Origin of the sequence: Pseudoruminococcus sp., from assembly GCF_047012705.1 — a bacterium.
Taxonomy (GTDB): Bacteria; Bacillota; Clostridia; order Oscillospirales; family Acutalibacteraceae; genus Pseudoruminococcus.
Map to the genome: position 1 here is coordinate 1 of NZ_JBKXNW010000002.1, position 14,088 is coordinate 14,088.

A 14,088-nucleotide genomic window follows, 5' to 3' on the forward strand; every position below is an offset into this window, starting at 1 on the left:
ATGCCCGGTTCTGTTCTCTGTCGCTGTCGGAATACTTGCGGCGGCTGGGGCTTGGAAAAGAGGTCAAAGCGGCGATCAGGGAGCGGGATTACCGCCTGTTTCGGATGCTGAACGGCCTGAAAGCGGAGCTCCCACAGCTTCAGAAAGAGGAAATTCTGAGCAGGCTGGAAGCAGTTTTGAATGAATTAAAGTAAGCGAGAATTACGCCATATGGGGTCCCCGAAAAGTCCTTTGGACTTTTTGGGGAGAGGAGGAACAGCGGAGCGAGTGAGTTTTGCCGCTTGCGGCGAAACGAAGGATACGGAGCTTGTGACGACGAAGCGAGCAGACTGTTTTTACTCCTGTCGGAGCCAAACAGTGTATCTGCTTGCGATGCCTGCGTCATCTTAGCGAGCAGTGCGTTTTTACTCCCGGCAGGGCCGGAGCGCAAAAACACTCGTTAGGGCGTGCCCTAAAACCCCGAAAGAAAAAACTATGAAAGTGAGGACAACACAATGAGAAAATCTGATTTTACTTTACCCACGCTGGACGATCTGTTTTCCACGCAGGCGGAGCGGGACGATGCCAAACTGGAGCGGGTGCGGAATATTCCACTGGCCGAGCTGCACCCGTTCAAGGGTCACCCCTTCAAGGTGCAGAACAACGAGGAGATGCAGCGGATGATCGAGAGCATCCGCAAGGTGGGAGCCATTACCCCGGCACTGGCAAGGCCGCTGCCCGACGGCGGCTATGAATTGATCTCTGGTCACCGGAGACTGGCGGCGTGTCAGGTGCTGGGCGTCGAGACGATGCCCGTCATCGTCCGGGAGCTGTCCGACGATGAAGCGGTGATCGCAATGGTGGACGCCAACTTGCAGCGAGAGACCATCCTGCCCAGCGAAAAGGCGTTCGCCTACAAGATGAAGCTGGATGCCATCAAGCATCAGGGCATCGCTTCTGTGCAAGTTGCAGAGAAGTTGCTTAGCGTAGAAAAAGTGGCAGACGATGCAGGTGAGAGTAAAGACCAAGTGCGAAGATATATCCGCCTGACCTACCTGATTCCCGAGCTGCTTTCGATGGTGGACGACGGCAAGATCGCCTTCAATCCGGCGGTGGAGCTTTCCTACTTAGACTCGTATCAGCAGCGAGCGGTGCTGGACGCGATGGCGCTAAACGACTGCACCCCGTCCCACGCCCAGAGCATCCGCCTGAAAAAGCTGGCGCAGGAGGGCGTACTGGATGACCAGACGATCTACGCCGTGCTAGCGGAGACGAAGCCCAACCAGCAAGAGCAGCTGAAATTCAAGCGGGAGGAACTGCGGAAATACTTCCCCTCCGGCTACACCGAGGAGCAGATGCGCCGGGACATCATCAAGGGACTGGAACTGTTGAAGCGGCAGAGAGAACGGAACCGGGATGCCCGCTGATTCGTATTGATGCGGCTGTGATCAAACAAATCGCAGAATAGAGAGAACCCCAAACCGATGGTATACTAATGCTGTCGGTTTGGAGTTCTGTTCTGCAAATAGAAAGACAGGAGGAAAACAAAATGGTAGCAGGACATCTGACTTTGAAAAACGGCAAGTATTATGCCGTGCTGAACTACAAAAACGCCGGAGGGCAGCGAAAAACGAAATGGATCTCGCTGGGACTTCCCGAAAAGGGAAATAAGCGCAAGGCGGAGGCAGAGCTGGCAAGGCTCCGTGCAGAGTTTGAGCCGCCCAAAGAGGCGGGCGACCTGAGCAGCGATATGCTGTTCGCCGATTATCTGCTGGAGTGGCTGGAGATCGCCAAGGGACGGCTGGCCCACGCAACCTACGGTGCTTATCAAGGACTGCTGAAAAGCACCATCGTCCCTTATTTCCGCAAAAAGAAGTTGACGCTGCGGGAGCTGGAAGCCCGGCACTTGCAGATGTTTTATTCCGAAATGCTCAGGCGGGTCACGCCTAACACCGTCATCCACTATCACGCCGTCATTCACTCGGCGCTGAAGTATGCGGTCAAGACCGATATGCTGATCCAGAATGTAGCGGACAAGGTGGACCGGCCCAGAAAGAACAGCTTTCAGCCGGTCTTTCTTTCGGCGGATGAAATGCAGAAGATGTTTGAGGCTCTGCAGGGCACTAAACTGGAGCTGCCGGTGCTGGTAGCCGCTTTTTACGGCCTTCGCCGTGGCGAGGTGGTAGGGCTGAAATGGGATGCCATCGACTTTGAGCGTGGAACGATTTCGGTCATACGAACCGTTACGACGATTACTGTTGATGGCAAGCAGACGGAAATTGAACAGCAGTCTGCCAAGACCAAGTCCAGTCTGCGTACCCTGCCGCTGATCGGCAGCTTCCGGGAATACTTTTTGCAGGTGAAAGAGGCGCAGGAGCTGAACAAGCAAGTCTGCGGCAACTGCTACAACTATGAATACGATGGCTTCGTGTTCGTGGACGAGCTGGGGGAGCGGATGCGGGTGGAGTACCTGACCAACGCATTCCCGAAATTTCTGGAGAGCCACGGCCTGCGGCGGATGCGCTTTCACGATCTGCGTCACAGCTGCGCCAGTTTGCTGCTGGCCAACGGCGTACCCCTCAAGCACATTCAGGAGTGGCTGGGTCACAGCGACTTTACCACCACGGCGAACATCTACGCTCACTTGGACTACAAGTCCAAGATCACCTCGGCGCAGGCGATGGAGACAGGGTTTGCCCTGCCGGAGGGCGGGAGCTTTGAAAGCAAATGGAAAGTCACCGAAAGTGCAAATTGATGGAATTTGGGCATAAAAATGCCGGAGCAAAGCGAACTTTGCTCCGGCGATGTGGCGGAGAGTTAGGGATTCGAACCCTAGGTTCCTTTTGGGAACACGACATTTCGAGTGTCGCACCTTCGACCTCTCGGACAACTCTCCGTATCTATTTCTATCCGTGTTTTCTTCCAAAAAATTGCTCAAAAATTCGTTGGGGAGAAAACAGGAGAGAAAGCAAAAAATATTCGATTTTGAGATTTTCTGTGTTGAGGAGCATCAAGGACAATCGGGGGGACGAAAATCACAGGTCCTGCCGAAATTTCGAGTGCGCCCCGTTATGACCACTTCGATACGTCTCCGTATATGTTAACTCGGAAAACCGAGATTAACGCAAGTATTCAGTTGTATTAGAATTACTGTTAGAACTCAAGGTGTGCCGGTGACGGGAAAGTGCCCGAAACACGCACGGTTAAAGGCTTTTTGGAAGTCGGACTTCCGTTTGCCGCGGAGGATTTCGAGTCGAGCTCATTATGACCACTTCGATAACTCTCCAGACTATTTAAAGTACTATAATATTATATCTTCAAGAAATAAGAATGTCAAGAAAAATATTTAAAAGGATACGCAAATCAAACCTCAGTATAATTATTTAAGATAAGCTTGTTTGAAAGTGAAAATATTCGAGAACAATGTATAAATATTTAATATCTGAATTCTTGGCTTTGAATATATTGGTTAAATGAAAATTCACAAAATTAATTTTAATAAACTATAGAAAGTTTTAAGAAGTTATTATGTAGGAAGCTTTTTTGATATGAAATTATATTTTTATAAGCATAAATAATGTACCTAAAACTATTAAAAGAAGTCCTAAAGCAGCTTTTTTAGATAGGCGTTCTTTGAATATAATAAATGAAAATCCTATAGAAACTAAAATGCTCAATTTATCAATAGGAACTACTACGCTTGTTAAACCGTCTTGTAATGCTTTGTAATAACAAAGCCAAGATGCACCTGTAGCAAGCCCATAAAGACAAATAAAAATAAGTTCATTCTTAGGAATATCATGAAGCTTATGTTGTTTATTTTTAATAAATACAATTCCCCACGCCATTATTAGTACTATACCGGTACGAATTGCCGTACCAAGATTAGATTCTACACCATCAATACCAATTTTACCGAGAATACCAGTTAAGCTTGCAAATATTGCTGATAAAACAGCATAGAATATCCAGCCTTTTTTACTAGATTTTTCTTGTGATACTTCTTTTTTCTCAATCATCAAAAATGTACCGATAGAAATTGAAATTATAGCAAAGATTTTAATCCATGTGATTTTTTCTCCAAGAAGAATAAATGATAAAAGAATGGTTAGTATTGTGCTTGATTTATCAATAGGAACAACCTTATTTACATTGCCAAGTTGCAATGCTTTAAAATAACATAACCAAGACACTCCGGTTGCTAAACCGGATAGAATTAGGAATATCCATGTTTTTATATCCAATGTTGTAATTGTAGATATAGAACCTGCTATAAAAACCATCAACCAAGAAAAATTAATACAATGATTGTACGAATTGCAGTTGCTATATCCGAATCGGTTTTTCTGATTCCACACTTTGCAAGAATTGATGTTATACCTGCAAAAAATGCTGAACCAAATGCAAAAAGTATCCACATAAAAATCACCTTTGGTTTTATTTAAATAATATAAGATGCTATATTAAATAGAATTACTATTTATATAGTGCCATTTTTAAAGTTTCAATAATAAATATAGGGGTAAATGATAAATCTTCTTACCTTATATTAGCACAAGACAAGCAATCAGGCAAATTTGAAAATTTAATTTAGTTCCGTAATTTATTATATATCAATAACTTTAATATAAATCATTTATTATATTTGTGAAAATATGAAAGTAGAAATTATTTTTAATAAATAATTTTTGATTTCTATAAATATCAATTAAATTCTGATATTGTGTTCATTTTATAAATATGATATAATCAATTAAGAAAAGAGGAAGCTTATGGGAAGAAATACAAGTAATGTATATAAAGCCTCAATCAATATATTAGGTAGCTGTATAATAAGAGATTCATTTTTTACACAAGAAAATGATGGTGGATATAGAATTTTTAAGTATGTGAATTTGTTTTCGCCCTTATCTGTATGTGAAGAAGCTATCCCTGTAGATGTGGATAAATATGAAAGCTCTGATTTTTCAAATTATATTTATAATTATAGAAAAAGATGTATTTTTCTTGATTTTACAAGAGATAGTGTTAATTATATAAAAAGTAAAAAAACCGATTGGTTAATAATTGATTGTGCGTTACTTCGCAGAAATTTATATCAAATTGGCGAAAAGAAACTGACTTGTTTACTTGAAGCTGAGGATTTTATTGAGTTTATAAGTAAAAATAAGATTATTCCTAAAATTACAGGCACGCTATGTATAGATGATATGTCTGATGAGGAACTAAAAAGACGATTACAATTTTATGTAGATGAAATATTATCAATATATCCGGTAGAAAAAATTGTTTTGGTAGAAAATAAAAATGCGGAATTATTATATGATGGAGATAAAGAAATAGACATTTTTTTATATAGAAAAGATATTCTTTTAGAGAATAAAAGAATGCTTAGATGCTTTAATATATTGAAAGATATGTTAAATGGCTGTCATATAATTCCGGTACCCGATAATTTGATGGCAGATAGTAAGCATAGATTAGGTAAAGCTCCTGTGCATTATACCCAAGAATATTACGATTACATTTTTAAGGCATTTGAATGTATTCAAGAAAAGTACCCAAAAGAAAAAGAAGAGAATATTATAAATCAACTCTGTAATGATTGTAACACTTTATATATGACGAAATATTATTCTCTTATCAAAAATTCATATATTGATTTAAAGTTTAAATATAGCCATAGTAAGCTTAGAAATCTTTATACGAGTTTTAGAGATTTATATATTAAGTATGGTATGAAAAAGAATAAACGATATTAAGTAAATTTATATAGTTTAAAAATCGCCGCTATGGCGATTTTTAAACGAAAAGTGGTTAGAAAAAACTAACTATATAGTTAGTACATTTAAAATATAAAATTTTAAAAAGGATTTTGGAGGAAAAATTATGGAAGAATTTAAAAAACAAATTAGTCAGTTTCGTAAAACGCATCATTACCGAACCAAGATTGTAGATGGTGCGACTTTTAATTATTTGCTTTGCGGAAAGGGCAAGAAAACGATTATGTTTTTAGTAGGCGGTATGGGAGTATCGGAGCTTTGGATGCCATATATTAAATTGCTTGAGAATGATTACCAAATACTTACTTTTGATTATCCGTTTGAATTAAAAGATAATGTTAGTCTTGCAGAAGGAATATCAAAATTACTCAAGGCGCTCGATATTCCAAAGGTTGCAATTTTTGGTGCATCTTATGGAGGATATTTAGGACAAATTTTTGCAGCTGCATATCCTGAACAGACAGAAGCACTTTGCCTATCATCTACTGCTGCATTTACTAAGCAGACAATGGACAGCCTTGCGGCAGGCTTTGGCAAAAAAATCAAACCTATGTTGTGGATGATAAGGCACTTGCCATATAGTTTAATCAAAAAAGTTGAAAAACGCTCCTGTATGCAGAAGCTTGATAACGCAACTCCAGAAGAAACTGGACCATAGTCAATAAAGTAGACAAGTAAAAGAGCAAATTTTACAAAAAATTCATTTCTGCCTGATCAGGAGAGAGGCCGTTATTGTGAGAATGAGGTCTGAAAGAATTGTAGAAACCGTGGATATACTGAAAAATGCTCAGTTTGAGTTCATCAAAGGAAGAGTAAGTTCTGCGGTTGGTTTCTTCTTTTTTCAAGTATTTGAAAAAGCACTCCATTACAGCATTATCATAAGGATGCCCTTTTGCGGAAAATGACTGAACAATATTTAGCTCGTCCAAATGTTTCCTGAAAGCTTCTGCTGTAAACTGACAACCTCTGTCACTGTGAAAGAGTAGGCTGCCTGAAATATTACGGTTGGCGACAGCTGAATCAAGTGTTTCAATTGCAAGCTTTGTGTTGAGATGTGGAGATAACTTATATGCGATAGCCTTTCTTGAAAACAGATCAAGTATTACACAAAGGTAATAAAATCTTCCCGCGGCACGAAGATATGTAAAATCACATACCCATACTTTATTAGGTTGGGACGGATTAAAACGCTGTTTCAATATGTTTGGGCAATGCTCATTCGAAGCTGTTTTGTGTTTTGGATAGGACGGCTTGATTGTACTCATTTTTGGCAGATTCATACCTTTCATAAGGCGATAAACCCTTTGCGTACTTATATTTATGCGATATTCACCGGCAAGGCAATTTTTTATCTTGTAAGCTCCGAAGCGTTTTTTTGACCTTGCATAAAGCTCGGCAATACAACTTCGAATCCTACGGTTTTCAAGCTCTCTTTCGGAGGGCTTGTGATGAAGAAATTTGTAATATGTGCTTCGGTTGACACAAAGAACGCGGCAAAGCGTTGTAACAGCGTGTTCCGATGACAGCAGCTTTACGGCATTCAGTCTTTGCCTGAGTTTGGCGTGAATATCGCAATGGCTTTTTTTAGTATTAGATTTTCCTCCTCAAGTTGGGCATTGCGTTTTTGAAGCTCCTTTATTTGTTTGGCTGTAAAAACTGTTTCATCATCAATTTTTACTTCTGAGTACTGCTTTATCCAATTGGATAAAGCACTGTGAGAAATTCCATATTCCTTGTGTATTTCAGAATATGTTTTTCCCGAATGGTACAGATTGACTATTGTTTGCTTATATTCCTGGGTGTATTTCGGATTTTTTGAAGACATTTTTTATTCCTCCTTTTTCTGTCTTCTATTTTATCATACTTGTCCACTTTTTTATTATATATCCATACCCTCTTTGCTGGACAAAACCAGTAAGGAGGGTTATTTTTATGCGTTATAGTTATGAGTACAAAAGAAATGCCGTAGAATTATATCGACAGGGTCAATGGCCTGATACACCAGATGGTCTAAGCACTAAGGCGTTTCATATAACAGTTCGTAAATGGGTTAGAATTGAGGATGCATGTGGTCCTGATGCATTAAGACACAAAGGGAATAACAAAGAATGGACTCCAGAGGAACGTTATGCCTTAGTTGCACGTGTTTTGGCTGGTGAATCTAACAAATCTGTTGCATTTTCTGCAGGAATAGGTGATGGTCTATTATATCAATGGGTTCACAAATATATGATTTTGGGATATAATGGTCTTGTAAATTGTAAGAAAGGTCGTCCCAAAAAGAATCTAGATATGAAGAAGATTAATTACAATAAGCCAAGGAAGTTAGAAGAATCAGAATATGAAGAATTAGTTAGACTTCGTGCCGAAAATGAATATATCAAGACAGAGATTGAAGTAATAAAAAAAGAGATCGCCTTGAGAGAAAAAAAGGAAGCTGCGCATCTCAAGGCGAAAAAGCGGCAATAATCAAAGAACTCAGAGAAAAAGGATATCAATTAAAGTATCTTCTTAAAGCTATGCAAATGGCTAAATCCACTTACTACTTTGAGCTTAGCAAAGAAGATGTTATTGCTGTAAAAAATGCGGATTTGGTTAAAGAAATCGAAATTATCTTTGAACAAAACAAATGCAGATATGGCGTTAGACGTGTCTACAGAGAACTACGTAATAGAGGCTATGAGGTGAATCACAAACGAGTACAGCGCATTATGCACGAAACTAGAATGATAGGCAAGCGTCCAAAGGAGAAATATCATTCTTACAAAGGTGAAATTGGAAGAATTGCTAGCAACATAATAGATAGAAATTTTACTGCCGATAAACCACTTCAAAAGTGGACAACCGATATATCTCAGTTCAATTTTTCTTGGGGTAAATGTTATTTGTCTCCAATACTTGATATGGCAACAAATGAAATAATATCTTATGACATCTCATTAAGCCCCAATATGGAACAAATAAAAAGAATGCTTGATCAAGCATTTAGAAGTTTCCCAAATGTAACTGGATTGATTTTTCATTCAGATCAAGGATGGCAATACCAGCACACTTACTATCAGAATTGTTTAAAAGAACATGGCATTATCCAGAGTATGTCACGAAAGGGCAATTGCTACGATAACTGTATTATGGAAACATTCTTTGGTAGGATGAAGAATGAAATGTATTATGGGTACGAAAATGCTTATAAAACATTTGATGAGTTTGCAAAAGCTGTCAAAGAATATATAGATTATTACAACAATAAAAGAATTCAGGCAAAAACAAAATGGATGCCTCCTGTACAATACAGGAAGACATCCATGTGTTCAGCTTAATTTATAAATATGTGTCCAGAATTCTGGGTACATATCACACTTTCGTGTGGGTACAGCTCTTTTTGTTTGCCCTGAAAACATTATTTTTTATTTTTGCATAATAAATCGTGTAAAAAGCGTGTACAAACAAAAATAAACTCGCACAAACGGCTTGTTTATGCGAGTTTATTACAGTATGGTCGAGGTGACTGGATTCGAACCAGCGGCCTCTGCGTCCCGAACACAGCGCTCCACCAAGCTGAGCTACACCTCGTTTAAGAAACCTCGCTCAAAGAGCGAGGTTTTAGTTGGCTGCGGAACTAGGATTCGAACCCAGACAAACAGAGTCAGAGTCTGCTGTGCTACCTTTACACAATTCCGCAAAACTGATTTATTGCCGTTTGTTGATTGACAACATAGACTATTATACTCTAAATTTCTGAAATGTCAATAGCTTTTTTGAAAAAAATTTAAAAAACTCCATAAATTTGAAAATTATAAACAAGCTGTAAAATAAATAGTCTTTATATTGCTATAAATTAAAAATTTTGTTATAATTAAATGGAAATTTTTAATAGAAATAAAGTATCATATGTCTTTAATCTATATAAAAGCCTCAATTACTTGGTGGTGATTTTTTGGAACAGGAAAATAAAAAGAAAAATGTCCATGAAGGGCATAGAGAAAGAATGAGGAATAAATATGTCAATAAGGGCATAGATGTATTTGAGCAGCACGAAATATTAGAAATGCTTTTGTTTTATGCTGTACCAAGAAAGAATACGAATGATATTGCTCATAGACTTTTAGAGGCTTGCGGTTCGCTTTCTGCTGTTTTTGACGCACCGATAGATATTTTAATGCAGCAGGGACTTTCTTATAATGCGGCCGTTCTTTTGCATATGATACCTGACCTTTCGAGAGCATATCAAAGCGATAAATTTGATAACGAGGAAAAGATTATTACAGATGAAAACATAGGTAAAAAGATGGTTCATCTATTTGCAGGAAAAAATGAAGAATGTGTATATGCGTTTTTTCTTGATGCTAAGGGAAAAGAAAAATATTCAGGTATAATTTCTAAGGGCGATGCAAGCTCTGCACCTATGTTTTCAAAGGATATAGTCGGTATAGCGGCAAGGTGCAAAGCTGTTACAGTTATAATTGCACATAATCATCCAAGTGGAATAGCTTTTCCGTCGAGGGCAGATTTAGAGGCAACTGCCGATATAGCCGATGCCTTAGACGCCATAGGGGTACATCTTGCTGACCATATTATTGTTGCTGATAGAGATTATATCTCACTTTCATCAACGCCGCCATTTTCGAGAATGTTTGATTATGACAGCGATTGATTTATTACCAAAATGTAAGAGTTTATTAATTGACAATAAATATTTGGATTGATATAATTCTAAATGTAGCTGTTTGTATATAACTATATCAATAATATTTAAAATTAAAAATGAGAGGTGTAGCTTATGAGCGAAGAACAAGCTCGGCAGCGTATAAAGGCTGACCCTAAGATTGGCTTAACCGGGGAACAGGTTAAGCGGCAGATAGAACTTGATTTAGTTAATCATAATGCAGATGTTCCTACGAAAAGTATAAAGAGAATTATTCTTGATAATACTCTTACGCTTTTTAATATAATTAATATTGTTCTCGGTATAGCGGTTTTTCTTGTTGGTTCTTATAAAAATATGCTTTTCCTTGGTGTTATGTTCTGTAATATAGCAATAGGAATTTTTCAGGAAATTCGTGCGAAGAGAACGATTGATAAGCTTTCTATTATTTCGTCTGTAAAGGTTAAGGTTATCAGAGATGGAAAAATACAGGAAATCGGAGTAAATGATATTGTACTTGATGACATTTTAGAGCTTTCTAATGGTAATCAGATTCCGTCAGACTGTATATTGATTTCAGGTGGTTGTGATGTTAATGAATCACTTCTTACAGGTGAATCAGATTCTATACATAAACAAAAAGGCGATAAATTGCTTTCGGGAAGCTTTATAGTAAGTGGCAGCTGTCGTGCGAGAGTAGAATGTGTAGGTAAAGACAATTATGCTTCATCTATTTCGGCACAGACAAAGTATATTAAGAAAATCAATTCAGAAATTATGGATACTCTAAAGAAGATTATAAAAATAGTAACCTTCTTTATAGTACCTATTGGAGCAGGTCTTGCAATTCATCAATATAGTCTTCATGGAAATATTAAAGAAACAGTTCTTTCAACTGTAACACAGCTTATAGGAATGATTCCGGAAGGACTTGTTCTTTTGACAAGTACAGTTCTTGCTGTAAGCGTCATAAGGCTTTCAAAACATAAGGTTCTCGTACAGGAGCTTTACTGTATAGAAACCCTCGCAAGAGTAGATGTGCTATGTCTTGATAAGACGGGTACTATTACAGAGGGCTGTATGGAACTTGTTGATGTTATTCCTTATGGTAATAACAAAAGCGAACAGATTGAAAAAGCCCTTACGGCATTAACTTCAGCACTTGATGATAATAATGCTACCTTTGCCGCAATCAGAGAAAAATTTCCTAATGATACCGATTGGGTAGGGAATAACATTATGCCATTCTCATCTGAAAAGAAATGGTCTGGTGCTAATTTTGAGAAAGAAGGTACTTATGTAATCGGTGCGGCTGAATTTATTCTAAAGGATAAAATTCCTCATGAACTTTCAGAACTTTTAGCGAAATATTCAAAGGGTTATCGTTCGCTTATAATAGTTCATTCAAAGAATGACTTTAATGATAGAGATTTACCAGATGATTTGGAAATTTGTGGCTTGTTGCTTCTTGTCGATAAAATTCGTGCAGAAGCTCCGCAAACTTTGCAATATTTTGATGAACAGGGTGTTGAGATTAAGGTTATTTCAGGCGATAATGTTCTCACTGTTTCTGATGTCGCAAGAAGAGCGGGAGTTAAAAACTACGATAAGTATGTTGATGCAACAACTCTCAAAACTGACGAAGATATAGAAAAAGCGATACTTGAAAATACCGTATTCGGCAGAGTAACACCGGCACAAAAGAAAAAGTTCGTACAAGCGCTTCAAGCTAATGGACATACAGTAGCTATGACAGGTGATGGCGTTAATGATGTTCTTGCACTTAAAGAGGCCGATTGCAGTGTTGCTATGGCTTCAGGAAGTGATGCTGCAAGAAATGTATCGCAGCTTGTGTTGCTAAATTCTAATTTCGCATCTATGCCAAAGGTTGTTGCAGAGGGCAGACGAACTATAAATAATATAGAGCGTTCAGCATCGTTATTCTTGGTTAAGACAATCTATATGACGGTTCTTGCTATAATCTTCCTTTTCGTAAATACTGCCGCACCATTTGAACCAATTCAAATGACGCTTGTTAATGCATTTACAATAGGTATTCCGTCTTTTATACTTGCACTTGAGCCAAATAAAAACAGAATTAAAGGTTCATTCTTTAATAATATTGTTAAAAGTTCATTGCCTGGAGGACTTGCGTCGGTTGTAAGCGTTATGCTTGTAATTATTTCTGAAAGTATACTTAAAATTTCTCATGAGCAATATGTAACGCTTGCAGTAGCAGTGGTTTCCGTTATGGGAATAATAGTTCTCTTTGAAAAATGCTTGCCGTTTAATAAGCTTAGAATTGCACTTTTTGTAACGATGATAGCAGGCTTGGCAATAGGTATTTTATGCTTTAGAAATCTATTCTCGCTTACATTATTTACTGGTAAAATGACAATAAACTTAGTTGTAATATTTGCAATTTGCGTCTTGATTTTCTGGTTATTCAGAAAGATTACAATGCATATAGTGAATAAAATAGAAAATAAGCAAAGGATAAAAAGATAATTATTAATTTGAATTTAAAATAAGATATTATATAAAAGCACTTGATTCCATTTTTATTGGGATTGAGTGCTTTTTATTTTGAAATTTTTATAAATCCAAATGAATAGAAGAAAGGTCTGTCTGCATATAAATAATTTGTTGATATATCAATCTTCCTTAAAGAGGTCAAGTACATTTTTAATGTTATAGTAGGAGGAAAATGAAATGACAGAGAAAGAACTCAGAAGACTGAATCGCAGAGAACTTCTTGAAATGCTTATTATGCAAGAAAAAAAGTTGGAACGGCTTCAGAAAAAGCTTGATGAAGCTGAGGCGGATCTTAGTGAAAGGCGTATAGCTATTAAGGAATCAGGCTCTATTGCAGAAGCAGCCTTAAAGTTGAATGGTGTTTTTATTGCGGCACAAAAGGCGGCTGAACAATATATAGATAATATTAAAATGCTTAATTCCGTAGCAGAAAAGCCGATTGATGAAGTAATAGCCGACAACAGCGTTGAATTTAAACTATCGAAAGGAAAAGAAAATGAAAAGTCGTAGTAAACATCTATATAAAGAAATTCCGACCTTAGAACAGCTTGAAAAGGAATTACACAGAGAAAAGTATAAATCGAAGTATAGGAAGATTTTGCGAAGTACATTTTTTGCACTTGTAATTGTATCTGCTTTCAGTGTGTTAGTAGCAACTTTATTTTTGCCTGTATTGCAGATTTATGGAAACTCAATGTCACCGACCTTTTCGGAAGGGGATATAGTAGTTTCTGTTAAGGACGGAAATTATAATACAGGAGATATAATTGCATTCTACTATAATAACCATATACTTGTTAAGCGAATAGTCGCAGGTTCTATGCAATGGGTAAATATAGATGATAAGGGAAATGTTTATGTTGATGATAAGCTTTTAGACGAACCGTATGTAACTGAAAAATCCTATGGCGAAAATGACATAAAATATCCCTATCAAGTACCAGAAAATTCGTTTTTTGTAATGGGTGATCATAGAAAAACAAGCATAGATTCCAGAAAATCGGTGGTCGGCTGTGTAAATAGGGAAGAAATAGTCGGAAAAATAATTTTCAGAGTTTATAAACAAAAAACATAATTGGTAGTTACTTCAGTAGCATTTTTTAATGCAAGAATATCCATTGTATTTACGAACTAAAGCAATGGAAA

At 37.7% G+C, this 14,088-nt stretch carries 12 protein-coding genes, 3 tRNA genes and 1 pseudogene; 11 read left to right on the forward strand and 5 right to left on the reverse strand.

Annotation, left to right across the window (positions count from 1 at the left end):
- Positions 1 to 35 precede the first annotated feature (35 nt).
- The 3 genes from ACLU24_RS01895 (at position 36) to ACLU24_RS01905 (ending at position 2,734) form a co-directional block, all read left to right on the forward strand.
- Positions 36 to 194, forward strand: a complete 159-nt coding sequence (locus ACLU24_RS01895) for a hypothetical protein (protein ID WP_412610339.1) — start codon at positions 36 to 38, stop codon at positions 192 to 194.
- A 300-nt stretch (positions 195 to 494) separates the two neighbouring features.
- Positions 495 to 1,406 carry a ParB/RepB/Spo0J family partition protein gene (locus tag ACLU24_RS01900; protein WP_412609979.1) on the forward strand — a complete coding sequence of 304 codons (912 nt, stop codon included), beginning with the start codon at positions 495 to 497 and terminating at the stop codon, positions 1,404 to 1,406.
- Positions 1,407 to 1,528: 122 nt separating this feature from the next.
- On the forward strand, positions 1,529 to 2,734 hold the full coding sequence (locus ACLU24_RS01905) for a tyrosine-type recombinase/integrase (protein ID WP_412609981.1): 1,206 nt from the start codon (positions 1,529 to 1,531) through the stop codon (positions 2,732 to 2,734).
- A 52-nt stretch (positions 2,735 to 2,786) separates the two neighbouring features.
- Here ACLU24_RS01905 and ACLU24_RS01910 read toward each other — a convergent pair.
- A tRNA-Ser gene (locus ACLU24_RS01910) sits at positions 2,787 to 2,875 on the reverse strand.
- Positions 2,876 to 3,533: 658 nt separating this feature from the next.
- Positions 3,534 to 4,399, reverse strand: a pseudogene (locus tag ACLU24_RS01915) (EamA family transporter).
- A 352-nt stretch (positions 4,400 to 4,751) separates the two neighbouring features.
- On the opposite strand from ACLU24_RS01915, the gene ACLU24_RS01920 reads away from it, so the two are divergent.
- Both ACLU24_RS01920 and ACLU24_RS01925 read left to right on the forward strand, forming a co-directional pair.
- Positions 4,752 to 5,741 carry a DUF6270 domain-containing protein gene (locus ACLU24_RS01920; protein WP_412609983.1) on the forward strand — a complete coding sequence of 330 codons (990 nt, stop codon included), beginning with the start codon at positions 4,752 to 4,754 and terminating at the stop codon, positions 5,739 to 5,741.
- Positions 5,742 to 5,868: 127 nt separating this feature from the next.
- Positions 5,869 to 6,420 carry an alpha/beta fold hydrolase gene (locus ACLU24_RS01925; protein ID WP_412609985.1) on the forward strand — a complete coding sequence of 184 codons (552 nt, stop codon included), beginning with the start codon at positions 5,869 to 5,871 and terminating at the stop codon, positions 6,418 to 6,420.
- 31 nt (positions 6,421 to 6,451) lie between these two features.
- Here ACLU24_RS01925 and ACLU24_RS01930 read toward each other — a convergent pair.
- A protein-coding gene (locus ACLU24_RS01930) for an IS3 family transposase (protein ID WP_412609987.1) occupies positions 6,452 to 7,587 on the reverse strand; the annotation gives its coding sequence in 2 pieces (ribosomal slippage) (positions 6,452 to 7,338 and positions 7,338 to 7,587; 1,137 coding nt in all).
- 107 nt (positions 7,588 to 7,694) lie between these two features.
- On the opposite strand from ACLU24_RS01930, the gene ACLU24_RS01935 reads away from it, so the two are divergent.
- Positions 7,695 to 8,231, forward strand: coding sequence for a helix-turn-helix domain-containing protein (locus ACLU24_RS01935; protein WP_412609989.1), 537 nt, complete (start codon positions 7,695 to 7,697; stop codon positions 8,229 to 8,231).
- Positions 8,231 to 9,082 carry an IS3 family transposase gene (locus ACLU24_RS01940; RefSeq protein ID WP_412610340.1) on the forward strand — a complete coding sequence of 284 codons (852 nt, stop codon included), beginning with the start codon at positions 8,231 to 8,233 and terminating at the stop codon, positions 9,080 to 9,082. The genes ACLU24_RS01935 and ACLU24_RS01940 overlap by 1 nt, the downstream gene beginning before the upstream one ends.
- A 176-nt stretch (positions 9,083 to 9,258) precedes the next feature.
- Here ACLU24_RS01940 and ACLU24_RS01945 read toward each other — a convergent pair.
- Positions 9,259 to 9,335: transfer RNA gene (locus tag ACLU24_RS01945), tRNA-Pro, on the reverse strand.
- Positions 9,336 to 9,370: 35 nt separating this feature from the next.
- Positions 9,371 to 9,444, reverse strand: a tRNA-Gln gene (locus tag ACLU24_RS01950).
- A gap of 255 nt (positions 9,445 to 9,699) precedes the next feature.
- Between ACLU24_RS01950 and ACLU24_RS01955 the strand changes: the two genes are divergently transcribed.
- The 4 genes from ACLU24_RS01955 to lepB all read left to right on the forward strand — a co-directional run bounded on the left by ACLU24_RS01955 (position 9,700) and on the right by lepB (position 14,017).
- Positions 9,700 to 10,416, forward strand: a complete 717-nt coding sequence (locus ACLU24_RS01955; protein WP_412609991.1) for a JAB domain-containing protein — start codon at positions 9,700 to 9,702, stop codon at positions 10,414 to 10,416.
- A gap of 126 nt (positions 10,417 to 10,542) precedes the next feature.
- Entirely contained in the window at positions 10,543 to 12,915 is a 2,373-nt protein-coding gene (locus ACLU24_RS01960) for an HAD-IC family P-type ATPase (RefSeq protein WP_412609993.1), read from the forward strand.
- 204 nt (positions 12,916 to 13,119) lie between these two features.
- On the forward strand, positions 13,120 to 13,452 hold the full coding sequence (locus ACLU24_RS01965; RefSeq protein ID WP_412609995.1) for a DNA repair protein: 333 nt from the start codon (positions 13,120 to 13,122) through the stop codon (positions 13,450 to 13,452).
- Positions 13,439 to 14,017 carry a signal peptidase I gene (gene lepB, locus ACLU24_RS01970; protein ID WP_412609997.1) on the forward strand — a complete coding sequence of 193 codons (579 nt, stop codon included), beginning with the start codon at positions 13,439 to 13,441 and terminating at the stop codon, positions 14,015 to 14,017. The genes ACLU24_RS01965 and lepB overlap by 14 nt, the downstream gene beginning before the upstream one ends.
- Positions 14,018 to 14,088 lie beyond the last annotated feature (71 nt).

Excerpts from the sequence above, each read along its gene's own strand:
- ACLU24_RS01965 (WP_412609995.1), top strand. The coding sequence starts at position 13,120 with ATGACAGAGAAAGAACTCAGAAGACTGAATCGCAGAGAACTTCTTGAA.
- ACLU24_RS01900 (WP_412609979.1), top strand. The coding sequence starts at position 495 with ATGAGAAAATCTGATTTTACTTTACCCACGCTGGACGATCTGTTTTCC.
- ACLU24_RS01905 (WP_412609981.1), top strand. The coding sequence starts at position 1,529 with ATGGTAGCAGGACATCTGACTTTGAAAAACGGCAAGTATTATGCCGTG.
- lepB (WP_412609997.1), top strand. The coding sequence starts at position 13,439 with ATGAAAAGTCGTAGTAAACATCTATATAAAGAAATTCCGACCTTAGAA.
- ACLU24_RS01925 (WP_412609985.1), top strand. The coding sequence starts at position 5,869 with ATGGAAGAATTTAAAAAACAAATTAGTCAGTTTCGTAAAACGCATCAT.
- ACLU24_RS01935 (WP_412609989.1), top strand. The coding sequence starts at position 7,695 with ATGCGTTATAGTTATGAGTACAAAAGAAATGCCGTAGAATTATATCGA.
- ACLU24_RS01960 (WP_412609993.1), top strand. The coding sequence starts at position 10,543 with ATGAGCGAAGAACAAGCTCGGCAGCGTATAAAGGCTGACCCTAAGATT.
- ACLU24_RS01920 (WP_412609983.1), top strand. The coding sequence starts at position 4,752 with ATGGGAAGAAATACAAGTAATGTATATAAAGCCTCAATCAATATATTA.